Origin of the sequence: Tropicibacter oceani (assembly GCF_029958925.1) — a bacterium.
GTDB classification, from domain to species: domain Bacteria; phylum Pseudomonadota; class Alphaproteobacteria; order Rhodobacterales; family Rhodobacteraceae; genus Pacificoceanicola; species Pacificoceanicola oceani.
Genome location: NZ_CP124616.1, coordinates 1887627 through 1911544 on the forward strand (window position 1 = coordinate 1887627; position 23918 = coordinate 1911544).

At 65.4% G+C, this 23918-nt stretch carries 23 protein-coding genes; 8 read left to right on the plus strand and 15 right to left on the minus strand.

Going from position 1 to position 23918, the window contains the following annotated elements; genetic code table 11:
- Position 1: 1 nt before the first annotated feature.
- The 4 genes from QF118_RS09125 to QF118_RS09140 form a co-directional block, all read right to left on the minus strand.
- Positions 2 to 1270, minus strand: coding sequence for an adenylate/guanylate cyclase domain-containing protein (locus QF118_RS09125; protein ID WP_282302311.1), 1269 nt, complete (start codon positions 1268 to 1270; stop codon positions 2 to 4).
- Complete coding sequence (locus QF118_RS09130) at positions 1267 to 2970, minus strand: sensor histidine kinase (protein ID WP_282302312.1); 1704 nt, start codon at positions 2968 to 2970, stop codon at positions 1267 to 1269. Before QF118_RS09130 ends, QF118_RS09125 begins: the two co-directional genes overlap by 4 nt.
- Positions 2971 to 3135: 165 nt before the next feature.
- The gene (locus QF118_RS09135) at positions 3136 to 3927 is read right to left on the minus strand and encodes a substrate-binding periplasmic protein (protein WP_282302313.1); all 792 of its coding nucleotides are present in this window, start codon (positions 3925 to 3927) and stop codon (positions 3136 to 3138) included.
- A gap of 61 nt (positions 3928 to 3988) precedes the next feature.
- Positions 3989 to 4612, minus strand: a complete 624-nt coding sequence (locus tag QF118_RS09140; protein ID WP_282302314.1) for a nucleoside/nucleotide kinase family protein — start codon at positions 4610 to 4612, stop codon at positions 3989 to 3991.
- Between the two features lie 431 nt (positions 4613 to 5043).
- Here QF118_RS09140 and QF118_RS09145 point away from each other — a divergent pair, with 431 nt between their 5' ends.
- Positions 5044 to 7011 (plus strand): PIG-L family deacetylase, encoded by a 1968-nt coding sequence (locus QF118_RS09145; protein ID WP_282302315.1) that lies wholly within the window; start codon positions 5044 to 5046, stop codon positions 7009 to 7011.
- Between the two features lie 73 nt (positions 7012 to 7084).
- Positions 7085 to 7822, plus strand: coding sequence for a Crp/Fnr family transcriptional regulator (locus tag QF118_RS09150; protein ID WP_282302316.1), 738 nt, complete (start codon positions 7085 to 7087; stop codon positions 7820 to 7822).
- 18 nt (positions 7823 to 7840) lie between these two features.
- Here QF118_RS09150 and QF118_RS09155 read toward each other — a convergent pair whose 3' ends face one another.
- From QF118_RS09155 to QF118_RS09170, 4 genes are all read right to left on the minus strand, one after another.
- Positions 7841 to 9124 (minus strand): flavin-dependent oxidoreductase, encoded by a 1284-nt coding sequence (locus QF118_RS09155; protein ID WP_282302317.1) that lies wholly within the window; start codon positions 9122 to 9124, stop codon positions 7841 to 7843.
- Positions 9125 to 9209: 85 nt separating this feature from the next.
- Entirely contained in the window at positions 9210 to 10088 is an 879-nt protein-coding gene (locus QF118_RS09160; protein WP_282302442.1) for an amidohydrolase family protein, read from the minus strand.
- 12 nt (positions 10089 to 10100) lie between these two features.
- Positions 10101 to 10577 (minus strand): MarR family winged helix-turn-helix transcriptional regulator, encoded by a 477-nt coding sequence (locus QF118_RS09165; protein WP_282302318.1) that lies wholly within the window; start codon positions 10575 to 10577, stop codon positions 10101 to 10103.
- On the minus strand, positions 10570 to 11370 hold the full coding sequence (locus QF118_RS09170; RefSeq protein WP_282302319.1) for a crotonase/enoyl-CoA hydratase family protein: 801 nt from the start codon (positions 11368 to 11370) through the stop codon (positions 10570 to 10572). The genes QF118_RS09165 and QF118_RS09170 overlap by 8 nt, the downstream gene beginning before the upstream one ends.
- 222 nt (positions 11371 to 11592) lie before the next feature.
- Between QF118_RS09170 and QF118_RS09175 the strand changes: the two genes are divergently transcribed.
- Together QF118_RS09175 and QF118_RS09180 are read left to right on the plus strand one after the other, a co-directional pair.
- Positions 11593 to 12762: a pyridoxal phosphate-dependent aminotransferase gene (locus QF118_RS09175; protein ID WP_282302320.1), complete on the plus strand. Its 1170-nt coding sequence runs from the start codon at positions 11593 to 11595 to the stop codon at positions 12760 to 12762.
- Positions 12763 to 12773: 11 nt separating this feature from the next.
- A complete protein-coding gene (locus QF118_RS09180) occupies positions 12774 to 13718 on the plus strand; it encodes a 2-hydroxyacid dehydrogenase (RefSeq protein ID WP_282302321.1) in 945 nt (314 codons plus the stop codon).
- Positions 13719 to 13864: 146 nt separating this feature from the next.
- On the opposite strand, the gene QF118_RS09185 is transcribed toward QF118_RS09180, so the two are convergent.
- The 5 genes from QF118_RS09185 to QF118_RS09205 all read right to left on the minus strand — a co-directional run bounded on the left by QF118_RS09185 (position 13865) and on the right by QF118_RS09205 (position 18509).
- Positions 13865 to 14620 carry an SDR family NAD(P)-dependent oxidoreductase gene (locus tag QF118_RS09185; protein ID WP_282302322.1) on the minus strand — a complete coding sequence of 252 codons (756 nt, stop codon included), beginning with the start codon at positions 14618 to 14620 and terminating at the stop codon, positions 13865 to 13867.
- A gap of 93 nt (positions 14621 to 14713) precedes the next feature.
- Positions 14714 to 15676, minus strand: coding sequence for a D-erythronate dehydrogenase (gene denD / locus QF118_RS09190; protein ID WP_282302323.1), 963 nt, complete (start codon positions 15674 to 15676; stop codon positions 14714 to 14716).
- A complete protein-coding gene (locus tag QF118_RS09195) occupies positions 15673 to 16590 on the minus strand; it encodes a sugar kinase (protein ID WP_282302324.1) in 918 nt (305 codons plus the stop codon). Before QF118_RS09195 ends, denD begins: the two co-directional genes overlap by 4 nt.
- Positions 16587 to 17738, minus strand: coding sequence for a fumarylacetoacetate hydrolase family protein (locus QF118_RS09200; protein WP_282302325.1), 1152 nt, complete (start codon positions 17736 to 17738; stop codon positions 16587 to 16589). Before QF118_RS09200 ends, QF118_RS09195 begins: the two co-directional genes overlap by 4 nt.
- A 9-nt stretch (positions 17739 to 17747) precedes the next feature.
- Positions 17748 to 18509 carry an SDR family oxidoreductase gene (locus tag QF118_RS09205; protein WP_282302326.1) on the minus strand — a complete coding sequence of 254 codons (762 nt, stop codon included), beginning with the start codon at positions 18507 to 18509 and terminating at the stop codon, positions 17748 to 17750.
- Positions 18510 to 18685: 176 nt separating this feature from the next.
- Here QF118_RS09205 and QF118_RS09210 point away from each other — a divergent pair, with 176 nt between their 5' ends.
- The 4 genes from QF118_RS09210 (at position 18686) to QF118_RS09225 (ending at position 22600) form a co-directional block, all read left to right on the plus strand.
- Positions 18686 to 19285, plus strand: a complete 600-nt coding sequence (locus QF118_RS09210) for a LysE family translocator (protein WP_282302327.1) — start codon at positions 18686 to 18688, stop codon at positions 19283 to 19285.
- The gene (locus QF118_RS09215) at positions 19282 to 20676 is read left to right on the plus strand and encodes an FAD-binding oxidoreductase (protein ID WP_282302328.1); all 1395 of its coding nucleotides are present in this window, start codon (positions 19282 to 19284) and stop codon (positions 20674 to 20676) included. The genes QF118_RS09210 and QF118_RS09215 overlap by 4 nt, the downstream gene beginning before the upstream one ends.
- 13 nt (positions 20677 to 20689) lie before the next feature.
- Positions 20690 to 21610, plus strand: coding sequence for an NAD(P)-dependent oxidoreductase (locus tag QF118_RS09220; RefSeq protein ID WP_282302329.1), 921 nt, complete (start codon positions 20690 to 20692; stop codon positions 21608 to 21610).
- Between the two features lie 93 nt (positions 21611 to 21703).
- Positions 21704 to 22600, plus strand: coding sequence for a phytanoyl-CoA dioxygenase family protein (locus tag QF118_RS09225; protein WP_282302330.1), 897 nt, complete (start codon positions 21704 to 21706; stop codon positions 22598 to 22600).
- 93 nt (positions 22601 to 22693) lie between these two features.
- Here QF118_RS09225 and QF118_RS09230 read toward each other — a convergent pair whose 3' ends face one another.
- Both QF118_RS09230 and QF118_RS09235 read right to left on the minus strand, forming a co-directional pair.
- Positions 22694 to 23392 carry an RraA family protein gene (locus QF118_RS09230; RefSeq protein WP_282302331.1) on the minus strand — a complete coding sequence of 233 codons (699 nt, stop codon included), beginning with the start codon at positions 23390 to 23392 and terminating at the stop codon, positions 22694 to 22696.
- 1 nt (position 23393) lies between these two features.
- Positions 23394 to 23882, minus strand: coding sequence for a hypothetical protein (locus QF118_RS09235; RefSeq protein WP_282302332.1), 489 nt, complete (start codon positions 23880 to 23882; stop codon positions 23394 to 23396).
- Positions 23883 to 23918: the final 36 nt, after the last annotated feature.

Consider the following 23918-nt stretch of genomic DNA (forward strand, 5'->3'; position numbering starts at 1 on the left):
CTCAGTCCGCCTTGTCGATCCGGATCAAAGGTTGCCACTGGCCGGACAGAAGCCGGCCCAGGTGAAAGGCGGCCAGCCCGTCGCCCGGGTCGCGGGCCACCAGCCCGGCCAGCTTTTGCCGTGCACCGGCATCGCCGGCGTGCAGCGCCTGCATCGCCTGGTCGTAGGTTTGCAGCGCCTCGTCGGACATGCGGGCGGCGGGAACGGGTTCGAAACAGCGCAGCGGCGCGTCGGCGCCGCGCAGGGCCAGATCGCCGATGATGCGGCCGCGAAACCCGTCGATCCGCCCGGCGGTGTCCTGGCTGACGCAGACCCTTGTGCCAAGCGCCTTGTTGGCGCTTTCCAGCCGCGAGGCAAGGTTCACCGCCGCGCCATAAGCGGCATAGTCAAAGAACTTGTCGCCGCCGAAACTGCCGATGATGGCCCAGCCGGTGTGCACGCCGATGCGGGTCTGGCCCAGGGCCAGGCCGCTGCGCTGCTGCCGGGCGCGGAAGTCCTGGGAAAAGGCGTCGATGGCCAGCGCGCAATCGACGGCGGCGGCGGCGTGGTCGGGGTCGTCCAGCGGCGCGCCGAAGATGGCATAGACCGAATCCCCGATCACCTTCATCACGGTGCCGTTGTGTTCAAAGATCTGCCGGGTGATGCCGTCCAGATAGGCGTTGAGCACCGCCACCACCTGCGCCGGGTCCGAGCTTTCGACCAGCGGCAGGAAGTTTTCCAGATCGGTAAAGACAAAGGTGGCTTCGCGCCGCTCGCCCTGGGCCTCGATCCGGGCGCCGTTGCGCTTGAGGCTGTCGATCACCGCGGGCGAGAAATAGCGCGACAGCAGGGCCTCGGTCTTTTGGGCGCGGGCGGCCTCCTGGCTCATGGTGTTCAGCTTGTCGACATGGGCCAGGCATTTGTCCAGCGTCACCGACAGATCGTCCAGTTCGATCGGCTTGGTGACAAAATCGAAGGCGCCGGCATTCATCGCGGCGCGGATGTTCCGAAGATCGCCATAGGCCGAAACGATGATGGTGGCCGGGCTGTCGGGGCGGCGCGACAGGTGCGACAGCAGGGTCAGCCCGTCCATGCGCGGCATGTTGATGTCGGACAGGACCACGTCGATGGGAGCATGGCGGTCGATCAGTTCAAGCGCCTCGATGCCATCGCCGGCAAACAGGAAATCATGACTGCCTGCCTTGATTTCATGGCGGAATTTCTGCCGGATCAGGGCCTCGACGTCGGGTTCGTCGTCGACGACCAGAATGCGCGGGGGGCGGGTGGTCATGGCGCGGAGCCCTGCAAGGCCATGCGCCGGGGCGCGTCCTGCGCTGCGCCTTCGGGCTGGGTCAGCGGCAGGGTGATCACAAAGCGCGCGCCGCCGTCCTGGGGATGTTCGACGCGAATGTCGCCGCCATGCCGGTTCACGACGATGTCGTAGGAAATCGACAGGCCCAGCCCGGTGCCTTCGCCGGCGGGCTTGGTGGTGTAGAAGGGGGTAAAGATCTTTTCGGCGGCTTCGGGGGGGATGCCGTTGCCGTTGTCCTCGATCCGCGCTTCGGCCTGGCCGTCCTTGGTCAGCCGGGTCGAAAGTTTGATCAACGGGGCATAGCCCGGCTGTTCCGCCTGGCTGGACTGGCTGCGCTGATGGGTGGCGTACATGCTGTTGGAAATCACGTTGATGAAGACCCGCGACAGATCCTGCGCATGGCATTGGATCGGCGGCAGGTCCGGTGCGTAGTCGGTGACCATGTCGATGTTGAAACCTTCGAGTTCGGCGCGGGATGAATGAAAGGACAGCTTGAGCGCCTCGTTCAGGATGGCGTTCAGGCCGCTGTTTTGCAGGCTTGACGGCCCCGAACGGGAATGCAGCAGCATGGTGCGCACGATGCTGTCGGCGCGCCGCCCGTGGTCCTGAACCCGTGCCAGGTTGCCGGTGACCGTTTCGATCAGGTCGATGGCGTCGCAGGCTTGCCTGTGGTCAATGCTGCCGTCCGCGGCGCGCAGGATCTGGGCAAGTTCGGCCAGCAACTCTTGTGACAAGACCGAGAAGTTGTTGATGAAGTTCAGAGGGTTCTTGATTTCATGGGCGATCCCGGCGGTCAGTTGGCCAAGGCTGGCCATCTTTTCCGACTGCACCAGCCTGTCCTGGGTGCGCCGCAGCCGGGTCAGCGCCTCGCGGGCATCGTCGCGGGCGCGCAGGATTTCGCCTTCGCGGGTTGTCAGCGCGTCGATGGCGGCCTTGAGTTCGCGCGTGCGCTCTCCGACCAGGGTTTCAAGGTTGTCCTGAATGCGGCGCAACTGTTCCTTGTCGGATTTTTGCTGTTTTTGCAGGGTGTTGTAGGCGCTGGCCAGGTTGCCGAATTCATCGCCCGTGGTGACGTCGACCGCAACGTGGCGGTTGGTTTCGCGTGCCGCGTCGATGGCCCGGCCAAACTGGCGCAGCGGCAGGCGCACCGCATACTGCAGCGCCACCAGCGCCGAAACCACCAGCGCCAGCGTCAGAAGGGCGGTGACCACGGCGGCGGTGCGCACCTGTTGCAGGCTTTCCTGCGCCAGCCGGTCGCGGGTGTAGAACAACCGGACCGTTCCCAGCACCATGGCGGGGCCCTGATCCTGCACCCGGTAGATCACCGCGCCTTGTGACAGGGCACCCTGATCCGAGGTGATCCCCGATTGCCCCAGCGGTGCCGCCAGATCGTCGCGCACCAGGATGCCGACCAGGTCCGGGTCGTTCACGATGGCATCGAGGATCAGGTCGATCTGCGTCTGGTTGAAGCTCCAGACCGGGCCGGACAGGGCGGCGGCCTGGATGCTGGCCAGTTGCGCGATGCGCTGGTCCAGCTCGGCCATGGCGGTGCGGGTGCGGTTGGTTTCCAGCAGGGCAAAGGTGGTCACGGTCACGAGAACCGTCAGCGGCACCGCGATCAGCAGGAACTTGGACGTCAGGGAGGCATTGGACCAAAATCCGATCCGTCGTCGCGCCATGCCGCCTTGTCCTCCTGGGGTGTACCTGGGTGTTTGTCCGGTTCGTTAACCATTATTAACAACAAAACGGGCTTTCGCACTCATCTTTATGTTAACGCAAGGTAAATAAGAGGTTAATTTTACCGGAATTGAGGAGGGCGCGGGGCGGTCTGGCGGGCCGTTCACCTAGTCGATGGTGGGGACTTCCAGCCCGTAATGCTGGTAAAGCGCGGCCAGGCGACCGCTTTTGGCCAGGGCGCGGGTGCCCTTTTGGTAAATGTCCCGAAGCGCATGGCCGCGCGGCGTGTCCGAGAACAAAAGGTAAAGGCGGGTGCCAGAGATCGGCGTGATCGTCCAGTCCTCGGGGCGGATGTCAAAGCGGGTGTCTGAGGCATTGGCCACGTCCAGGTTGGCAACCCCCGAGGCGCGGAACCGTTCCAGCGGCAACTGCAGGTCGACATAGACGTCGATGCGCCCGGCGATCAGCAGCTTGGCCGCCTGGGCGCGGCTGTCGACCTCGGTCAGGGCTTTGCCAAGGGTGGTGCTGACCTGCGGCGGGGCGGCGACGCGCAGGTTTTCCAGCTGGTCGGGGCTGGTGATGTGCAGGCCGCTGCCGGTGCGGTACATGGCGGCAAAGCGGGTTTCATAGATCGGCACATCGGCAAAGTTGCGATCGTCGCGCCGGAAGCCGCCGGTGAAATCCGCATCGCCCCGTTCGACCAGCGCCACGGCGCGGTTGATCGGCACGGTCTGGCGCTGCACGGTGATGCCCTGGGCGGCAAAGATCTCGGACAGCAGTTCGTTGTAGATGCCGCTGCCGTCGGGATTGGTAAAGCCGGTCCATTCCGGGGTGGCATGGATCACGGTGTTGATCTGGTCGGCCCGGGCGGTCAGGCCCCAGCAGGCAAGGGCCATGGCCAGCATGGTCAGCAGATGTCGGATGGCGTCTCCTCCCTTGTTGCGCTGTCCTTGCGTCAACAGTAGCGGGGGATGCGCCGGGGCGCTACCGGCGCGGGCGGTTTTGGCGCGCGCCCTGCGGTCATTCCAGCACAAGGTCCGGCGCATGGACGGCGCGCACGACCCGCCGGGCGTTGGGCAGATCGTTGGCCTGTGCCTTTGTCGCCGCGGCCCTGGCGTCATGGCCAAAGGACAACCAGCGCGCAATCAGCCGCCGCTCCAATTCGTCCTCGGGGACGGTCAGAAAGGCGGCCAGGTCCCAATAGGCCGCAAGATCGCGCCAGGGGTCTTCGTCCAGCAGCAGGTAGTTGCCTTCGACCACGACGATGCGGGTTTCGGGGCCAATCCGGGCGGCGCCGGCGATGGCCTCTTCGCGGCTGCGGTCAAAGACCGGCAGCAGCACGGTCTGGCCGTCGCGGATGCGGGCCAGGGCACTGGCCAGCCCGCCAAAGTCAAAGGTTTCGGGGGCGCCCTTGCGCGGCAACAGCCCCGCCGGTTCCAACAGCCGGTTGTCCAGGTGGAACCCGTCCATCGGCATCAGCACGGCGGCCTTGCCTGCCGCGGTCAGCATTTCGACCACCGCTTCGGCCAGGGTGGATTTGCCCGACCCCGGCGGACCGGCGATGGCGATCATCAGACGGGTGTCGCGGGCGGGCAGGGCGGTGATGCGCTGCACAAGGGTGCGGGCGTTGTCTTGAACGGTCATTGGCTGTCCTGTCTGTTGGCGGGCATCCTGCCCCAGGGCGCGCCGCCTGCCAAGACGGGCAAAGGGCAAAGGGCCGGGCGAATCGGTATTGGCGCGCGATTGCAGGGCGGTATCGGCGAATTTGCCCTTCTGCACGGGGGGTTGCGCGTGATGGGGGGAGGCTGGGCACTTTGGGTTACCTAGCGTAAAGTCATGGAATTGCGCGGCTAATCGGATTGGCGCCTGGGCGGAAACGGATATTTTCCACACTGGAAACGGAATTCGCTACGAATTGAAAGAAAGTCGTAGTTAAATCGACTTATTCCCTTTGATTGTCTGCATGTTGGCCAAGCTGCAGGCATTTGCCCTGCGCATCATTTCACTGGCCACTGCACGCTGGCGCCGGATTGTCCGGGCAGGTCCGATCAGGACGAAAAGGAGCAAGAGCCGAGATGCCTCCGGTCGATCCCCTGGCGCCCTATCTGGGCGAAGACATCAACGGCGCCTTTCGCGTCGATGTGGCCGTGCGCTTTGACGATCTGTCGTCGGCGGGCTGGCAGACGGTGTTCGATTTTGGCACCCCGGACGCCAGCAACAACATCAGCCTTCTGCAATATGGCGGCAGCAACGACTTGATGCTGTTCATCTTTCAGGACGGCGTCGGCTATCGGCTGGTGGCCGAGGATGCCATCGTCGAAGGCCAGGTGCAGAATTTCACCGCCGGGGTGGATGAAGACGGCGTGATGTGGATCGGCGAAGGCGATGAACGCATCGTCGAGGGGCCGGGCCCCGAACCGGCCGACATCGACCGGCTGAGCCAGCTGATCGGGCGCACCGATTGGGCTGGGGGCGCGGCGCTGGACGGCGAAATCGTCGATTTCACCCTGACCAACCTTGCGGTCGCGCCGCCGGACCCGCCGCCTGATGACCCCGTGCCGGTGGACCCTGATCCCGTGCCGCCCGATCCTGAACCGGACCCGGACGCCCCGCTGGGCGGCGCCTTCGAGGTCGAGGCGACGGTGCGTTTTGACGATGTCACGGGCGGCTATTGGCAGCGGGTCTATGATTTCGGCGACGGACCGGCCAGCAACAACATCCTGTTCGGACAGGTGGAAAATACCTCGGACATCATGCTGGAAATCTGGCAGGACGGGCAGTCCTGGCGCGTGGTCGCCGAAGGCGCCATCGTCGAGGGCGAGTCAGCGACCTGGACCAGCGGCGTCGATCCCGACGGCACGATGTGGATCGAAAAGGACGGCGCGCTGCTGGCTCAGGCCCCGGGCGTCGTGCCCGAGGACGAACCGCGCGCGAACATGTTGGTCGGCCAGTCGAACTGGCCCGAGGACACGCCGCTGATCGGCGAGGTTTCCGCGCTGACGATCCACGGTGACATGACGCCCGTTGATCCTGTGGAGCCGGTCGATCCCGTCGATCCCGTTGATCCGGTAGACCCCGTTGATCCTGTGGACCCCGTTGATCCCGCCGATCCCGGCGGGCCGATGACCGGGGCGGGGGACATGTTCATCGTGGCCCATCAGGACGATGACCTGTTGTTCATGAACCCGACCCTGATGCACCAGATCGAAAGCGGCCAGCCGGTCACCACCGTCTATCTGACGGCCGGGGATTTCGCCCTGGGGCAGGACTACTGGGGCGCGAGGGAGGCCGGGGTCAAGGCCGCCTATGCCGAAATGGCCGGCGCCGATCCGGCGGACTGGGTGGACGAAACCGTCACCGTGCAGCACGGCGGCACCAGCTATGACGTCCAAAGCAGCTATCTAGCCAGCCAGCCCGACACGCGGCTGTATTTCATGCGGCTTCCGGACGGGTTCGATGGCACCGGCTCCGAGACCTATGGCTTTGACAGCCTGGAAAAGCTGTGGGACGGCTCGATCGCGCAGGTCACGACTGTCGACGGGGCGGCAAGCTATGACGCCGCGGATGTGACGGCCATCCTGACCGGGCTGATGGACCTGCACAGCCCCGAGCGCATCCACATCCAGGACCACGACAGCGAGCATTCCGAACTGGAGCATTCGGACCACGTGCATGCGGCGCTGTTCTCGACGCAGGCGGCGGCGGACTACAACGCCGACTATACCCTGACCAGCTATCACGGCTATGCCACCTGGGGCTTTGAGGAAAACGTCGAGGGCGACACCCTGGACGGGGTGCGCGCGGCCTTTCTGGACTATGCCGCCTTTGATCCGCAGGTCTTTGGCAGCGACGGGGCGCTGATCGACGCCTACGAGGAATGGCTGATGCGCGAATACGTCGCCGCGCAAAGCACCGAGGTTTTCGACCCCTCGGCGGCGGCGGCCAGTTTCGTGGCGATGATGGCCCCGGATGTGTCGCTGGATATCGAAGAGGATCTGCCGCCCGTCGAAGACGCGCCCGACGAGGCGCTGTTGCTGCTTTAGACCGCCAGCATATGGACCTTGTGCCGGAGGGCGGCTAGGCTGGGGTCAGGGCAATTCGGAGCACACGCGGCTGATGACAGTGAAAGACAAGGTGGCCTATGTGGACGTGTCGTTCCGCTTGCCGTCGACCGCCACCCCTGATCAGGTTGCGCGCTGGCACGAGGTGCTGGCCCAGCATGCGCGGCCGTTTTCGAGATTCGCGTTTCTTGTCAACGAGATGGAGCCATGGAACGCGGTGATCTGCGTTCTGGATGGGTGGCTGGCCCTGTCGAAATCGCTGGACAGCGGGCAGGTGCAGATCGTCGATTTCGCCCTGCACAACGATATTGTCGAGCCGACCTCGGGGGATGGGCAGACCGCGATCTATAGCGTTCAGGCGCTGACCGACGGTATGGCGGCGGTGATCCCGCTGCCGGTCTGGTCCGAGCTGCTGCATGATTTGCCAGAGCTGGCCAACCTGACCCGCGCCGTCGAGGCGGCCACCCGCAGCCGCCGCGCCGAGCGGACCTTGCGGCTGGGCAAGGGCACGGCCGAAATGCGCGTGGCCCATGCGCTGGTCGAGTTCTGCATCCGGCTGGGGGATCGCTGTGGCAGCCTGTACCATGTGCCGCTGACCCAGCAGGCGCTGGGCGATTTTCTGGGCCTGTCCTCGGTGCATGTGTGCCGGACGACCCGCCGGATGGCGCGCGATGGCATCTTGCAGCTGACCGACCACATGGACATCCGGGTGTTGGAGCCGGCACGGCTGATGCAGATCGCCGGGTTGGACCCCGAATTGTTCCGCCGCGAGATCACGCCCGATCTGGGCTGAGGCCCGTCCCGGCCGCGGTCACAGCCCGCGCGCGCGGGCGCCTTGGGCAATGGTGCGCGGGGCGGCGTTCAATTGATCCTTGGCAAAACCGGCGGCAGCTTTGTAGGCGGCCATGAAGGCGGCGCGTTCCTCGGCGGGGATCACGTTGTCGATGTCGTCGAAATGCCCGCCGCAACGGGTTTCGACCAGATCCAGCAGGCCAAAGGGCCCGGCGCCGCGATTGCGCAGCACCAGCTGCGAGACCGGTTCGCACAGTTGGTCGTTATAGGCCTGCAGCGCCTGCGGGGTGACGCCATGGGCAACCATGGCCGCGCCAAGGGTGCGCGCGTCGATCACCGCCTGCGATGCGCCGTTCGATCCGGTCGGATACATGGCGTGGGCCGCATCCCCCATCAACGCGACGGGGCCATCGACCCAGGTCGGGACCGGGTCGCGGTCGATCATCGGGTTCTCATAGGCAATGTCGGCGGCGCGCAGCATGGCGGGCACGTCCAGCCAGTCGTATTTGAAATCCTCGAAGTGGTGGGCGAAATCGTCGATCTGAACCGGGCGGAACCAGCCGGATTTTTCCCAGCCTGCGCCCGGGTCCAGGGTCATTTCGGCGATCCAGTTGATCTGGGCATAGCCCTGCGCGTCGGGGTGCGAGATCGGGTAGATCACCATGCGGTGGCGGTGGGTGCCAAGGCCGACAAAGCTGCTGCCGGTGCGGATCGGTCTGGCGCGGGTGGTGCCGCGCCACATGATCGCGCCGCCCCAATGGATGGGCGGCTGATCCGGGTGCATCTGGGCGCGGATCGGGGAATGGATGCCCATGGCGTCGATCAGCAGGGTGCCGGTCTGGGTGGTCGGGCCTTCGGGCGTGTCGATCAGGGCCGTCACTGTGCCGTCAGCGTGTTTTTCGTAGCCGGTGACGCGGTGGCCAAGGCGCAGCGCCTGCTTGCCCGCGCGGTCCTCGAAGCTGCGCGCCAGCAGCATGTGGAAGGCGCCGCGATGCACCGCGTATTGCGGCCAGTTGTACCCGGCGTCCAGGCCGCGCGGTTCGGCGTGGATGTCGTTGCCGTTCAGGCCCACCAGCGCCCATTCGCGGGCCGGCACGCCGACCGTGTCGAGCACCTGGGCGGTCAGCCCCATGTCGAACAACTCGCGCACCGCGTTGGGCTGGATGTTGATCCCGACGCCCAGCGGTTTGAGGTCGCGCACGGCTTCGAACACCGCGCAGGGCACGCCGATCTGGTGCAGGGTCAGGGCCAACGAAAGCCCGCCGATGCCGCCTCCTGCGATCATCACGAGGGGGGTGGTCATGAGGGGGAACTCCTTGCCGGGAAGGGGCAACTACGGCCGGGTCTGGAACGGTGCGGCGGTTGGGCAGGATGGGTCGTGACCCATCCTACATCCGCAGCAGCCGCCGGGCGTTTTCCTTGAGGATCAGTGGCTTGACCTCGTCCCTGATGCCGATTTCCTCGAAATCCTTCAGCCAGCGGTCAGGGGTGATCGCGGGCCAGTCGCTGCCGAACAGCATCTTTTTCTTCAGGATGGTGTTGGCGTATTGCACGAATATCGGCGGGAAATACTTGGGGCTCCAGCCGGACATGTCGTAATAGACGTTGGGTTTGTGCTGGGCGACGGCCAGGCCTTCTTCTGTCCAGGGAAAGGACGGGTGCGCCAGCACGATCGGCATGTCGGGGAAATCCACCGCGACGTCATCCAGATGCATCGGGTTCGAATATTTCAGCCGCATCCCCATGCCGCCGCGCATCCCCGATCCGACCCCGGTCTGGCCGGTGTGGAACAGGGTGATCACGCCCTCTTCGGCGCAAGCCTCGAGGACGGTGTAACAGGCCTCGCGGTCATTGGGGTAAAAGCCCTGCATGGTGGGGTGGAACTTGAACCCCTTGACCCCGAATTCACGCACCAGCCGCCGCACTTCGCGCGCGCCCGCCTTGCCCTTGTGCGGGTCGACCGAGGCGAAGGGGATCAGGATATCGTCGTTTTCGGCGCAGAGGCCCGCCACCTCTTCGTTGGAATAGCGGCGAAAGCCGGTTTCGCGTTCGGCATCGACGGGAAAGATCACCGCGCCGATCTTGCGTTCGCGAAAATACGCGGCGGTCTGCTGGACCGAGGGCAGCATGCCGCCCGCGCCGGCCGGGTTCTTGAAATAGGCGGCCATGCCTGCCTGGAATTCGTCATAGCCATCGTCGCGCGGCCCGCAGCAGGGCTCTTCGGCGTGGGTGTGAAAGTCGATGGCGATCAGGTCGTCGATGTTCATGGGCATGGCGTGTCAGTCCTTGGGGGCGTCTAGGCCGAGGTATTTGCGCAAGAGCGATTTCAGCTGTTCCTGCTCGGCATGGCCGAGCGCGGAATGTGGGCGAGCCTCGTTGGCCAGAAAGGGCGCCTTGACGGCATCCAGCCGGGCGCGGCCCTTGTCCGTCAGCCACAGTTCGACCGCGCGGCGATCATCGGGCGGCACGGTGCGGGTGACGATCCCGGCGTCTTCCATGGCGCGGATCATCTTGGCCATATGGGCGCGTTTGATCATCAGGGCGCTGGCCAGAACGCCCTGCCGGACGCCGGGGTTCTGGGCGATCATCATCAGCACCGATATTTCGCCGGGGCGGATGTTCTGATCCTCCATCCCCTTGAAGAAATCGGCAAAGCTTTGCAATTGCGACAGGCGCAGCAGAAACCCCAGCGATCCGGACAGGGGCCCGAACTGGACGTCCTGATCGGTTTGCGCGGGGGTCTTGAGGTCAGTCATGGCCGGGGGCCTTCACCTTGGCCGCGCGTTTTTCCAAGAAGGCGCGCAGCCGGTCCTGGGCGTCGTCGGTCATGGTGGCCAGGCTGGCGACCATGCTTTCCGCGAACAACCCGTTGTCCGACGACATGTCGGCAATCCGGGGCAGGGCGTTGATGATGGCGTAGTTGGTGAATTCGGCGTTGGTGGCCATCTGGGTGGCCACCTCGACAGCGCGGTCCAGCGCGCCGCCTTCGTCGGTCACGTAAGTCACGCCGCCCCAGTGTTCCATCGCCTCGGCGCTCAGCACGCGGCCGGTCAGCATCATGTCACCCATGCGCGCCGGGCCGATTAGCCGGGCAATCCGGACCGAGCCGCCGCCGCCGACGAAAATCCCGCGCTGGCCTTCGGGCAGGGCGAAAAACGCGGTCTTGTCCGCGACGCGAATGTGCGTGCTGGCGGCCAGTTCGAACCCGCCGCCGACGGTCGCCCCGGTCAGCGCGCTGACAAAGGGGATGGTGCCGCGCTCGATGGCGTCAAAGACCGCATGCCAGCGGCGCGATCCCTTGACCGCCTCGAACAGCGGCTTTTGCGAATGCTCGGACAGGTCCAGCCCGGCGCAGAAATGCGGGCCGTGGCCGTGGATCACCGCGGCCTTGGCTTCGGACGAGGCGCGCAGCACGGCGTCATGGATCGCCTCGACGACGCGGTCGGAAATCGCGTTGCGCTTTTGCGGGCGGTTCAACCCGATCAGCGCGACGTCGCCGCGCAATTCATATGTGACAAGGCTGTCCGCCCCGCCTGCGCTGTCCTGCATGGGGTTCCTCCCTTTGGCCGCGCCGGATTTTGCGGCCATTCTGTTTCCAAGTAGACAATTGTGGCGATTCGAGTCAACGCGCAACCGCGGGTGCGGGGCAGACCCCCGTCTTGCAAGCGCGCCGCACCCGGCGATCCGTCGATGCATTGTCCTACTGGAAAGCGTCTTCGCTTTGGTATACCAAATTCCCGAACGCCTGCCGGGCGCTTGGGAGGGACATTCATGACACACCTGAAATTCGCCGACAGCCTGTCGCGGCTTGGCACCGAATCCGCCTTCATGGTTCTGGCGCGGGCCGGGAAACTGGCCGCCGAGGGACGCGATATCATCAACCTTGGCATCGGCCAGCCGGACTTCAAAACGCCCGAGCATATCGTCGAGGCCGGGATCAAGGCGCTGCGCGACGGCCATCACGGCTATACCCCCGCCAACGGGCTGCCCGCCCTGCGCGAAGCGGTCAGCGCCGACCTGCACCGCCGCCACAAGGTCGAGGTCAATCCCGACAACGTGGTGATCCAGCCGGGCGGCAAGCCGACGATGTTCTTTGCCTGCCTGATGTTCGGCCAGCCCGGCGCGGAAATCATGTACCCCAACCCCGGCTTTCCGATCTATGAATCGGTCATCAAGTATTCCGGCGCGACGCCAGTGCCGATCGCCCTGAAGGAAGAAAACGGCTTTGCCTTCAACGCCGAGGAAGTGCTGGCCCAGATCACCGAGCGCACCAGCCTGATCATCATCAACTCGCCCGCCAACCCCACCGGGGGCGTCACCCCGCGCGAAGAGGTCGACAAGCTGGTCAAGGGTCTTGAGGCGCACCCGAACGTCGCCCTGATGTCGGACGAGATCTATTCCAACATGCTGTACGCCGGGCGCGAACACGTTTCGCTGCTGCAATACCCCGAAATCCGCGACCGGCTGATCATGCTGGATGGCTGGTCCAAGACCTATGCCATGACCGGCTGGCGGCTGGGCTATGCGGTCTGGCCCGATGCCTGCGTCGATCACGTCACGCGGCTGTGCATCAACGATCATTCCTGCGTCAACGCCGCCACGCAATTTGCCGGGATCGCCGCGCTGAACGGGCCGCAGGACGCGGTGCATGCGATGCTGGAACAATTCGACAAACGCCGCCAGATCATCGTCGACGGGCTGAACGCCCTGCCGGGCGTGCGCTGCGCCGATGCGGCCGGGGCCTTTTATGCTTTTCCGAACATCGAGGGCACGGGGTTGACCGCGATGCAGGCGCAGAACCGCTTTCTGGACGAGGCAGGCGTTGCCACCGTGGCGGGAACCTCGTTTGGCAAATGGGGCGAAGGCTATCTGCGCTTTTCCTACGCCAACTCGGCCGAAAACATCCAAGAGGCGCTGTCGCGCATCGCCAAGCTTTTGTGAAAGGACACGACATGAGCCGCACCCCCCTTTTGATTGCAGGCGCCTTTGACGCCGCAGACAAAGCCCGGCTTGAGGCCGCCCACCCCAGCGCCTATGTCGCCGGCCCCGAGGACATGGCCTCGCTGGACAACGAAACCCGCGCCAGCGTGCGCGCCATCGCCTACAAGGGCCACAAGCCCCTTGGCGGTGAGGCGATGGACCATTTCCCCAACCTTGGCCTGATCGCCAACTTTGGCGTCGGCTATGATGCCATCGACGTCAACGCCGCCTCGGCGCGCGGGGTCAAGGTGACCAACACGCCCGACGTGCTGAACGACGACGTGGCCGACCTGGCGGTCGCGCTGTTGCTGGCGCAATGCCGCAACATGATCGCGGGCGACGCCCGCGCCCGCACCGGCCAATGGGCCCGTGAAGGCGAGCTGCCGCTGAACCGCAAGGCCAGCGGGTCAAGCGTCGGGATCGTCGGCCTTGGCCGCATCGGACGTGAAATCGCCGATCGCCTCGCGGCTTTCAAGATGGACATCCACTACCACGCGCGCAGCGAAAAGCAGACGCCGGGCTGGACCTACTACGCCGATGTGGTGTCGCTGGCGCAGGCGGTGGACTTCTTGGTGATCGCGCTGGTTGGCGGCCCGGCCACGGAAAAATACGTGACCCGCGACGCGATCGAGGCGCTGGGTCCGCGCGGTGTGATCGTCAACATCTCGCGCGGGACCACCATCGACGAGGCGGCATTGCTGGACGCGCTCGAAACCGGCAAGATCGCGGGCGCGGGGCTGGATGTCTTCCTGAACGAGCCGAACATCGACCCGCGTTTTGCCGCGCTGGACAACGTGGTGCTGCAACCGCACCAGGGCTCGGGCACGGTGGAAACCCGCCGCGCCATGGCGCTGTTGCAACTGGAAAACGTCACCGCGCACCTTGAAGGCCAACCTTTGATCACCCCGGTGAACTGAAAACCAGGGCGGGGTCAAACCCGCCCTGCAACGGCCTGTCCGGGAACCGCGCCGCCCAGGCAAACGCCGTGCTGCGCCCGTTTCCAATTGCCCGAAATATCCCGGGGGGGAGCGCAGCGACGGGGGCAGAGCCCCCTTGCAAGGCCTCAGACCGTGCCGCCCTCGACATAGAAATCCTGCGCCGTGCACATGGCCGCATCGTCCGAGGCCAGGAACAGGACCATCCGCGCAAGGTAGACCGGGTCGATCAGGTCTGGAAGGATCTGCCGTTCGAGATGCTTTTTCTCGGCCTCGGGGGTCAGCCAAAGTTCGCGCTGGCGTTCGGTCAAAATCCAGCCGGGAACCACGGTGTTCACCCTTATGCGGTGCTTTCCCAGATCCTGCGCAAGACCGCGCGTCAGCCCGTGCACCGCGGATTTGCCGGTCGTATAGGCCGGCATTCCGCCCTGCGGCATCATCCAGCTGACCGAGCCCATGTTGATGATCGAGCCCTTGCCCGCCGCGATCATCCCCGGCGCCACGGCCTGAATGGCAAAGAACTGGTGGCGCAGGTTGGTGTTCATGCGCTCGTCCCAGTAGTCCGGGGTGACTTCGGTCCAGTCATGGCGGTCGTCTCGGGCGGCGTTGTTGACCAATACGGTCGGGGCGCCGATGCGCCCGGCCAGCGCCGCGAAAGAGGATTTCAACTGGTCGATGTCGCGCAGATCGCAAGGTTCAAAGGCGATATCGCCGCTCAGGCGGTCGAGCAGGTTCGCGGCGGCGGTTTCATCGAAATCGACAAAGCCGACGCGCGCGCCTTGGGCCGCGAAGGCCTCGACGATGGCGGCGCCGATGCCCGAGGCGCCGCCGGTGACGATCACCGAGGTTCCCTTGAGGCCGGGGTATTGGGCGAATTGAGTCATGTTACGTTCCTGTCGGGCGGGGGGGGGGGGGGGGGCTGCCCCCGTCGCCTTTGGCGACTCCCCGGAGTATTTTGGCCAAGAAGAAGGGCCGGTTCAGCCCGGCAGGTCGTCTTCGAGGAAGAAGCGGATGTTGTCCTGAAAGCTGGCGTCGGGTTTCATGCCCAGAGACGCGGCTTTTTCGGGCCGGATGTCGAGTCGCCAGCCGTCGAGGATGGGCTGGATTTCCGGTTGCGGGTTCCAGGTGATCAGCTTGGCCGGTTCCGGCCCGGCGACGGCGGTCATGGCGTCGATCATCTGGCCGATGGTCCAGACCCGGCCTGGCATGGTCATGCAGCGGCGTTTGCCAAAGGCTTCGGCAGGGATTTCGGCGGCGGTGACCAGGTTTTCGACGCATTGCCGCGGGCTGAGGTAGAAATGCGGAAAGTCGCGGTCGACCGGGCAGTTGGCCGGTTGGCCCTGAAGCGGTTCGCGGAAGATCGACGACATGAAGCCGCTGGCGGCGCGGTTCGGGGCGCCGGGGCGGACGGAAATGGTGGGCAGGCGAAAGCCGCGCCCGTCGATGAAACCCTTGCGGCTGTAATCCTCGACCAGCAGCTCGCCGATCAGCTTTTGCGCGCCGTAGGAGATTTGCGGGTTCAGCGCCGAATTATCGGTATAGGGCTGGGGCACCTCGCCGCCGAAGACGGCGATGGAGGAGGTGAAGACCAGCAGCGGTTTGGTGCCCATTGCGCGGGCGCGTTCCAGCACGTTGATCGTGCCGTACATGTTGATCTTGTAGCCGAAGTCGAAGTCGTCCTCGGCATGGGCCGAAACCACGGCGGCCAGCAGGTAGATCACGTCGGTGTCCGGCGCGATGGCCGCGTCGACCGAGGCGCGGTCCGAGATGTCGCAGGTGCTGTAGTCGACGGGGAAGGAGGCCGTGATATGGGCCGGGGGGTTGATGTCGGTCAGGGTCAGCCGGCTGATCGCTTTGCCGTTCAGCTCGCCCAGGGCGGCCAGTTTGCGGGCGAGTTTCTGGCCGACCATGCCGCCGCCGCCGATGATGAGGATGTTCATGGGGTGCCTTTCTGAAAGATCTGGGGCGCGAGGGCGCCGCGTTGCTGGATGACCTTGGCGGCCAGATCGGCAGCCTGCCCGGTGGCCTCGGCGACCGATTTGCCCTGTGCGCGGGCGGCAAGGAAGCCTGCGCCAAAGCTGTCGCCTGCGGCGGTGCTGTCGACGACCTTGGGCACCATGGGCGGATCGTAGCGGTAATCGCCTTCGTCCTTGCTCCAGACGTGGCAGATTTCGGCGCCGTTCTTGACCGCGACGCAGGTGGCACCCAGGCCGCGATAGCGCGCGATGGTATCGTCGGGGGTGATGTCGCCAAAGGCCATTTGTTCTTCGTCGAAGGAGGGCATGACGGTGTCCGCGACCCCGGCCCCCATCAGCAGGCCCTGGGCCATGGTCTTTGCGTCCTCCCACAGGCGGGGGCGCAGGTTGGTGTCAAAGGCGACATGAGTGCCGCGCGCGCGGGCGCGCATCAGGGCGGCGCAAAGCGCGGTGCGCCCTGCGGGCGGCAGGATGGCCAGGGTGATGCCCGAGAACTGGACCACGTCCTGACCGGTCAGGATGGCGTCCAGCCAGGCCGGATCGTCGCCCAGCGTCCTGGCGGCCGATTGCCCGCGCCAGTAGGAAAAGCTGCGTTCGCCATTGGCCAGCGAGATCATGTACAGGCCGACGGTGCGGGCGGGGTCGCGGCGGATCGCCTGCGTGTCGATGCCCTGTGCCGCGATGAAGCCCAGCATGTCGTCCGAGACCTGATCGGTGCCGACGGCGGTGCCATAACCAACGCTCCAGTCGTCCGGCAGCAGGCGGCGGGCGTACCAGGCGGTGTTGAAGGTATCACCGGCATAGCCCATGTGGAACAGCCCGCCCTCGGCCGGGGCCATTTCGACCATGATTTCACCAAGGCAGAGAAAGCGGTTCATAGCAGCCCCCTTGCGGTGAGGTTGCGCATCAACTGACCGGTGCCGAAACGCCATTCCGGGGCCTCGGTCGACAGGCGCACGGTGTTTTGCAGCGCGCCAAGGCCGGGTTCCGAGATGGTGACGATATCGCCCATCTTGTGGGTAAAGCCCTGGCCCGGCGTGTCGCGGTCCTGGATGGGGGCGAACAAGGTGCCAAGGAACAGGAAAAACCCGTCGGGGTACTGGTGGTGCCGCCCGATGGTCTGTGCGACGATATCGGCGGGGCGGCGGCTGATCTTGTTCATCGAGGAATGGCCATCCAGGACAAAGCCATCCTCGCCGGTGACCTTCAGGGTCAGTTCCGCGTTTTCGACCTGCGCCATGCCGTAATGACCATCGAACAGCCGCAGGAAAGGGCCGACGGCGCAGCTTGCGTTGTTGTCCTTGGCCTTGCCCAGCAGCAGGGCCGAGCGGCCTTCGACGTCGCGCAGGTTGACGTCGTTGCCAAGGGTCGCGCCCATGATCTGGCCGCGCGAATTGATCGCAAGGACGATCTCGGGTTCGGGGTTGTTCCAGGTGCTGATCGGGTGCAGGCCCACGGCCGCGCCCCAGCCGACGGCGGCCATCGGCTGACATTTGGTGAACACCTCGGCGTCGGGGCCTATCCCGACCTCAAGGTACGGGGACCACAGACCTTCGGCCTGCAGGACGCGCTTGACCTCTATCGCCTTTGCGCTGCCCGGTTCGATGCCGTGCAGGCTGTCGCCGATGGCAGTCTTGACGCGGGCGCGAATGTCTTCGGCGCGGTCGGCGTCGCCGGCGGCCTGTTCTTCGATCACCCGTTCGACCATGGATTCGGCAAAGGTCACGCCCGAGGCCTTGATCGCCTGCAGATCGGGCGGCGCGAGAAAGCGCAGGGTGTCGGGGCCGGCGTCCTCGGTCGAGGCGGCGGCCAGGTCGGCCAGGCTGCAGACCTCTTTGCCCTTGGCGTGGGTGACGTATTCGGCGGCGTCCTCGCGTTCCAGCAGATCGCTTAGCGTCGGGGCTTCGCGGGCGGTGATGTCAAAGACAGAGCCGCCGCGCAGCGTGACCAGCGCGGGGCCAAGCCCGGGGCGCCAGATGCGCCCGACAAGGCAGGCCTTGGGGTCGGGGTTCGAAAAGGGCAGCATGGCGGGTCCTTACAGGCTGGCGGTGATGCCGCCATCGACAAACAGGGTGTGACCGTTGACAAAGCTGGCGGCGTCGGACGACAGGTAGATGCAGGCGCCTACCAGTTCCTCGACGCGGCCCCAGCGGCCGGCGGGGGTGCGTTTTTCCAGCCAGGCGGAAAACTCCGGGTCGGCGACAAGGGCGGCGTTCAGCGGCGTGTCAAAGTAGCCGGGCGCAATGGCGTTGCAGTTCAGCCCGTATTTGGCCCAGTCGGTGGCCATGCCCTTGGTCAGGTTGGCAACCGCGCCCTTGGACGTGGTGTAGGGGGCGATGCCGGGGCGGGCGAGGGCGGTTTGCACGCTTGCGATGTTGATGATCTTGCCGCGCTTGCGGGTGATCATGTGGCGCGCGACCGCCTGACCGACATAAAAGACCGAGTTCACGTTGGTGCGCATCAGGCGGTCGAAATCCTCGGGGTCGAAATCCTCCAGCGGGGTGCGGTGCTGCATTCCGGCGTTGTTCACCAGAATGTCGATGGCGCCGTGCTGCGCCTCGTATCCGTCGATGGCGGCGCGGGCGGCGGCGGCGTCGGTCACGTCAAAGGGCAGGGTGTCCACCGTGGCGCCCGCTGCCCGCAGGGTTTGCGCGCTTTCCTCAAGCCGTTCGGCGTTGCGGGCGTTCAGCACCAGGCTGGCCCCGGCCTGCGACAAGCCCCGCGCCAGCGCCATGCCAATGCCCATGGATGAGCCGGTGACGAGCGCGCGGCGCCCGCTAAGATCGAACAGTTTCATGTATCCTCCCAAGGTCCCCCCATGTCCCGCGCAGGGGCGTTGACATCGGGGTGCAAAATCGACTTGATGGAAATGGTATACCATTTATGCGACGATGCAAGCAGCCGTCGCCGCCCTGTGGACCTTGGGGGAGGGGTTTCCATGATCTTGCGCCGGGCAAGCGCGGGCCAGCGCCAATGCTGAGCTTTGCCGCCGCCGTCTTTTTCCTGATCGTGACGCCGGGGCCGGGGGTTCTGTCGACCGCCGGTGTGGGCGCGGCCTATGGGTTTCGCGCCGGGCTGCGTTATGTGCTGGGCCTGTTCATCGGGACCAACCTTGTGGCGCTGGCGGTGATTTCGGGGGTGGCGGCGGTGGTTCTGTCGGTGCCGGTGATCCGCACGGTTCTGATGGTCGCCTCGGTTTGCTACCTGCTTTACCTGGCGGCGCGCATCGCCTTTGCCGGGTCGCGTATCGCCTTTATCGAGGCCAAGGCGCCCCCCGCGATCCTTGCCGGGATCGCGCTGCAAGCGATCAACCCAAAGGCCTATGCGGTCAACACCACGCTCTTCGCGGGCTTTGCCTTTGCCCCTGACAACCTGCTGTTCGAAACCACCGCCAAGTTGCTGATCGTCAACACCATCTGGATTCCCATCCATCTTGGCTGGCTTTGGGCCGGGGCGTCCTTGCACAGGCTGAACCTGAGCGAAGCCAGCCACCGCCGCATCAATTACCTGATGGCCGCGTCGATGCTGCTGGTCGTCGCCCTGGCCATCACATCGGGGTTGAAAGCCACATGACCATCGCCGCCGCCATTGCTGAACTATCGACCCTGCTGGGCGCGCGCCTTGTGACGTCGCAGGCGGACCGCACCCTGCATGGCCAGAACGAAACCTACTATCCGCTGACGCCGCCCGACGCGGTGGCCTATCCGGAAACCACGGCCGAGGTGTCGCAGATCATGGCAATCTGCCACGCGCAGGATTGCCCGGTCACGCCCTATGGCGCGGCCTCCTCGCTCGAGGGGCAGCACCTGGCCGTGCAGGGAGGCGTTTCGCTGGACATGACCCGGATGAACCGCGTGCTGGCGGTCAACGCCGAAGACCTGAATGCCGTGGTGCAACCGGGGATCACGCGGATCGCCCTGAACGAAGAGCTGCGCGCCACGGGGCTGTTCTTTCCGGTCGATCCCGGCGCCAATGCCAGCATGGGTGGCATGGCGGGCACGCGGGCCAGTGGCACCACGGCCGTGCGTTATGGCACAATGCGCGAAAACGTTCTGGCGCTCGAGGCGGTGATGGCCGACGGCACGGTGATCCGCACCGGGACAAAGGCGCGCAAATCCTCGACCGGTTATGACCTGACGCATCTGTTGGTCGGCTCCGAAGGCACGCTGGGCATCATCACCGAACTGACCCTGCGCCTGCAGGGCATCCCCGAGGCGACGGCGGCCGCCACCTGCCGCTTTGCCTCGGTTCAGGATGCGGTGAATTGCGTGATCCTGACCATCCAGTCGGGCCTGCCCATGGCGCGGATCGAGCTGCTGGACCACATGATGGTGCGCGGCTTCAACCTCTATGCCGATGCGGGCCTGCCGGAAATGCCGCACCTGTTCCTTGAGTTTCACGGGAGTAAGGCCGGGGTGGCCGAACAGATGGCCAGCTTTGCCGAGATCGCCGAGGATTTCGGCGCCACCGGCTGGCGCACGGCCACCCGCGCCGAGGATCGCAATGCCCTGTGGAAAATGCGCCACAGCGCCCATTACGCCAGCGCCGCGCTGGGCAAGGGCAAACGCCTGTGGCCCACCGATGTCTGTGTGCCAATCAGCCAATTGGCCACGGCGGTGGTGCAGGCACAGGACGACGCGGTGCGCCTTGGCCTGACCAGCACCATCGTCGGCCATGTCGGCGACGGCAACTTCCACGCAGGCGTTTCGGTCAACCCCGAGGACGCGGATGAAATGGCGCGGGCCGAGGCCTTTACCAAGGCGCTGGCCGACACCGCCCTGCGCCTTGGCGGCACGGTCAGCGGCGAACACGGAATCGGGCTGGGAAAGCAAAGCCTGATGAACAAGGAACACGGGCCCGCCGTCGCCTATATGCGCGCGATCAAACAGGCGTTCGATTCCAAGGGGATCCTGAACCCGGGCAAGATGTTGCCGCCTTTGGCCATGGCCAAAGCGGCGGAATGAAAGGGAGAGAGACATGACAGACAAACCAACGGTCGGCTTTATCGGTGTGGGCCTGATGGGCCACGGCATGGCCAAGAACATCCTGCAGGGCGGCTATCCGCTGGTGATCAAGGGCAACCGCAACCGCGCGCCGGTCGAAAGCCTGCTGTCCATGGGCGCGCGTGAGGTGCAGACCCCGCGCGAGATGGCGCAGCAATGCGACGTGATCCACCTGTGCCTGTCCAACTCGCCGCAGATCGAGGCGGTCTATCACGGCCCCGACGGCATCCTGGCAGGCGCGCGCCCCGGTCTGATCGTGGTCGATGCCTCGACCGCCGATCCCACCTCGACCATGGCACTGGCGGCGGAACTGGCACAAAAGGGCGGCACGATCGTCGATGCCCCACTGGGCCGCACCCCCAAAGAGGCCGAGGAAGGCACGCTTGACGCCATGGTCGGCGCCGACGACGAAAGCTATGCCAAGGTGCTGCCGATCATCGAATGCTGGGCGGGCAACATCAACCGCGTCGGCGACACCGGCGCGGGCCACAAGATGAAGCTGCTGATGAACCTGATCTCCATGTCCTACGCCGCGCTTTACGCCGAGGCGACGGTGCTGGGTGCCAAGGTCGGCATCGCGCCGCAAACCGTGCAAAAGGTCATCGGCTCGTCCCGGCTGGGCAACGGGTTCTTCGACACCTTCATGAGCTACGCGGTCGATCGCAACCGCGACGCGCACAAGTTCACCATCGCCAATGCGTCGAAGGACGTGCGCTATGCCAATGCCATGGCCGCCGACGCGGGAACCCTGACGCTGATCGCCTCGGCGACGCGGCAGTATTTTTCCCATGTCGAGGCCATCGGCCACGCCGACGACTATGTGCCCTTCATCGTCGATCACATCGCACGGATGAACGGCATGGACATGGAGGACGAGGTGAAAAAAGGCGCCTGACCCGCCCCTTCTTCTTGGTCAAAATACTCCGGGGGGGCGCGTCAGCGCGGGGGCAGCGCCCCCATTCCCCGGTCCGCAAAACAGGACACCGCCATGCTGAGCCAGACCGACAAGGATTTCTACGACGAAAACGGCTATCTGATGGTCGAGGACGTGGTCACGCCCGATCAACTGGCCCGCCTTCAGGACATCACCCACCGCCTGATCGAAGACTCGCGGCAGGTCAGCGAAAGCGACGAGCGCTATGATCTGGACAAGGGCCACGGCCCGGACAGCCCGCGCCTGACGCGGATCAAGCTGCCGCACAAACTTGACCCCTATTACTGGGAAATCCTGTCCCAAAGCAAAGTCACCACGGTTCTGACGGACCTTCTGGGCCCCGATACGGTGATCAACACCTCGAAGCTGAACACCAAGGCGCCGGGCGGCGGGGCGGCGGTGGAATGGCATCAGGACTGGGCCTTTTATCCCGCCACCAACGACAGCCTTCTGGCCTTTGGTCTGAACCTTGCGGATGTGGACGCGGCGAACGGGCCGCTGATGGTCATTCCCGGCAGCCACAGGGGGCCGGTGCTGAGCCATCACAACGACGGGGTGTTCTGCGGGGCGATCGACCCCGACGATCCCTTGTTCGAGATGGACAAGGCGGTGACGCTGACCGGCAAGGCGGGCAGCATGACGGTGCATCACGTGCGTATCCTGCACGGCTCGGCGCCTAATGTGTCGGACCGGGCGCGGTTGATCCTGTTCTATGAATGCGCCGCCGCCGATGCCTGGCCGCTGCTGGGCGGGTCGAGCTACATCCATTCTTTGGGGCAGCGCGGCTTTTGGGCCGATCTGCAGGAGCGGGTGATCACCGGCGCGCCCTGTCTGGAGCCGCGTTTGGAGCCGGTGCCGGTGCGCCTGCCATTGCCGCCCGCCAAGGACAACACCTCGATCTTCAAGACGCAGATGTCGGGCGGCGCGAGGAGCGCATTTTCGAAGATGTGAGAGTTTTCGGGGGTCCGGAGGGGGCGCTGCCCCCGCCGCCTTTGGCGGCCCCCCGGGATATTTTGGGCAAATGGAAACCGGGAGGGGCAGCGTTTAGTCTTGCAGGACCGCTTTGCCTTCGGCGACCAGCGCGTCGAGGTCCATGGGGGTTCGGAAACCAGCGGCGACCTTGGCTTCGAGCTCGGCCTCGAGCTGTTTGACCTGTTCGAGTTTTTCAAGCACCGCGTCGATGCGGGCAAGAGGGACGACGACCACGCCGCTGCGGTCGGCGATGATCATGTCTCCGGTGGCGATCATGCGCCCGCCGACCATGGCCGCGCCGCCCACCGTGCCGGGGCCGTTTGCGTAGGGCGAGTTGGGGTTCAGCCCGGTGCAGAAGGCGGGCAGGCCGACCTCGACGATGCCTTCGTAGTCGCGCATCGGACCATCGGTGACAAAGCCCGCGGCGCCCGCGTTCTTCATCATGCCCATCAGCTGGTCGCCCGAGGCCGAGCAGCCCTGGTGCCCATGCACCGCGGCGATCACCACGTCGCCGGGTTGGATCAGGTTGACGGCGGCCAGCGTGGCGAGGATTTCCGCCGCGCCATTGTCGGCGACCAGCGCCGGGCCGACCATCGTGCAATCGTAGTCACGGCCAAAGCCGATGGGGGCAATGGCGGTATCGAGCGCACCCATCCCGGCCATCGCGTCACAGACGAAACCGGTGCTGACGCCTTTGAAGGCGTCGATCTGGGCCTGAGTGGGGCGGGGGCGCGATTGCACGATGGTCAGGAAGGGAGGCTCTTCGATCATTTCATTGCTCCTTTTCGGGCAGGTCGGCCGAGCGCCAGACCAGCCGCAGGTAGGCCAGCCCCGAGGCGGTTGCCTCGCAGCGCGCTTTTTGGCGTTGGATTTCCTCGCCAGTGGCGTCGCCGAGGCGCGAGAGTTCCTCGATCCGGTCGCATTGGGTGAGGTTGGCGATCAGGTCATATTTCACTTCGATCCCCGCGATGGCGGCGAGCTTTTCCGGCGCCGTGGCGGTGATCGCGCTCATGCGGTCGCGGATGCCGTTGCCCCAGATCTCGCGCGCCTGAGCATAGCAGAGCGCGGCGACCATGTGGCTGTCGCCGGGTTCGGCCTGACAGGCGGCATGGGCGGCGTCGATGCAGGCGGTGGGGGGCTGCCCGTCGCTGCGGGCCTGGGCGATGCAGGCGTCGACGCTGGTCAGGTCGACCTCGGCGCTGGCGGGGCTGGCCAGAGTGCTCAGCAGCAAAAGCACCCCTGCGATTGCGGTCGGTTTCATCGCGTCCTTCCCCCTTGGCCATGTCACTATCCCTTG

Excerpts from the sequence above, each read along its gene's own strand:
- QF118_RS09125 (WP_282302311.1), bottom strand. The coding sequence starts at position 1,270 with ATGACCACCCGCCCCCCGCGCATTCTGGTCGTCGACGACGAACCCGAC.
- QF118_RS09130 (WP_282302312.1), bottom strand. The coding sequence starts at position 2,970 with ATGGCGCGACGACGGATCGGATTTTGGTCCAATGCCTCCCTGACGTCC.
- QF118_RS09140 (WP_282302314.1), bottom strand. The coding sequence starts at position 4,612 with ATGACCGTTCAAGACAACGCCCGCACCCTTGTGCAGCGCATCACCGCC.
- QF118_RS09145 (WP_282302315.1), top strand. The coding sequence starts at position 5,044 with ATGCCTCCGGTCGATCCCCTGGCGCCCTATCTGGGCGAAGACATCAAC.
- QF118_RS09150 (WP_282302316.1), top strand. The coding sequence starts at position 7,085 with ATGACAGTGAAAGACAAGGTGGCCTATGTGGACGTGTCGTTCCGCTTG.
- QF118_RS09155 (WP_282302317.1), bottom strand. The coding sequence starts at position 9,124 with ATGACCACCCCCCTCGTGATGATCGCAGGAGGCGGCATCGGCGGGCTT.
- QF118_RS09160 (WP_282302442.1), bottom strand. The coding sequence starts at position 10,088 with ATGAACATCGACGACCTGATCGCCATCGACTTTCACACCCACGCCGAA.
- QF118_RS09165 (WP_282302318.1), bottom strand. The coding sequence starts at position 10,577 with ATGACTGACCTCAAGACCCCCGCGCAAACCGATCAGGACGTCCAGTTC.
- QF118_RS09170 (WP_282302319.1), bottom strand. The coding sequence starts at position 11,370 with ATGCAGGACAGCGCAGGCGGGGCGGACAGCCTTGTCACATATGAATTG.
- QF118_RS09175 (WP_282302320.1), top strand. The coding sequence starts at position 11,593 with ATGACACACCTGAAATTCGCCGACAGCCTGTCGCGGCTTGGCACCGAA.
- QF118_RS09180 (WP_282302321.1), top strand. The coding sequence starts at position 12,774 with ATGAGCCGCACCCCCCTTTTGATTGCAGGCGCCTTTGACGCCGCAGAC.
- QF118_RS09185 (WP_282302322.1), bottom strand. The coding sequence starts at position 14,620 with ATGACTCAATTCGCCCAATACCCCGGCCTCAAGGGAACCTCGGTGATC.
- denD (WP_282302323.1), bottom strand. The coding sequence starts at position 15,676 with ATGAACATCCTCATCATCGGCGGCGGCGGCATGGTCGGCCAGAAACTC.
- QF118_RS09195 (WP_282302324.1), bottom strand. The coding sequence starts at position 16,590 with ATGAACCGCTTTCTCTGCCTTGGTGAAATCATGGTCGAAATGGCCCCG.
- QF118_RS09200 (WP_282302325.1), bottom strand. The coding sequence starts at position 17,738 with ATGCTGCCCTTTTCGAACCCCGACCCCAAGGCCTGCCTTGTCGGGCGC.
- QF118_RS09205 (WP_282302326.1), bottom strand. The coding sequence starts at position 18,509 with ATGAAACTGTTCGATCTTAGCGGGCGCCGCGCGCTCGTCACCGGCTCA.
- QF118_RS09210 (WP_282302327.1), top strand. The coding sequence starts at position 18,686 with ATGCTGAGCTTTGCCGCCGCCGTCTTTTTCCTGATCGTGACGCCGGGG.
- QF118_RS09215 (WP_282302328.1), top strand. The coding sequence starts at position 19,282 with ATGACCATCGCCGCCGCCATTGCTGAACTATCGACCCTGCTGGGCGCG.
- QF118_RS09220 (WP_282302329.1), top strand. The coding sequence starts at position 20,690 with ATGACAGACAAACCAACGGTCGGCTTTATCGGTGTGGGCCTGATGGGC.
- QF118_RS09225 (WP_282302330.1), top strand. The coding sequence starts at position 21,704 with ATGCTGAGCCAGACCGACAAGGATTTCTACGACGAAAACGGCTATCTG.
- QF118_RS09230 (WP_282302331.1), bottom strand. The coding sequence starts at position 23,392 with ATGATCGAAGAGCCTCCCTTCCTGACCATCGTGCAATCGCGCCCCCGC.
- QF118_RS09235 (WP_282302332.1), bottom strand. The coding sequence starts at position 23,882 with ATGAAACCGACCGCAATCGCAGGGGTGCTTTTGCTGCTGAGCACTCTG.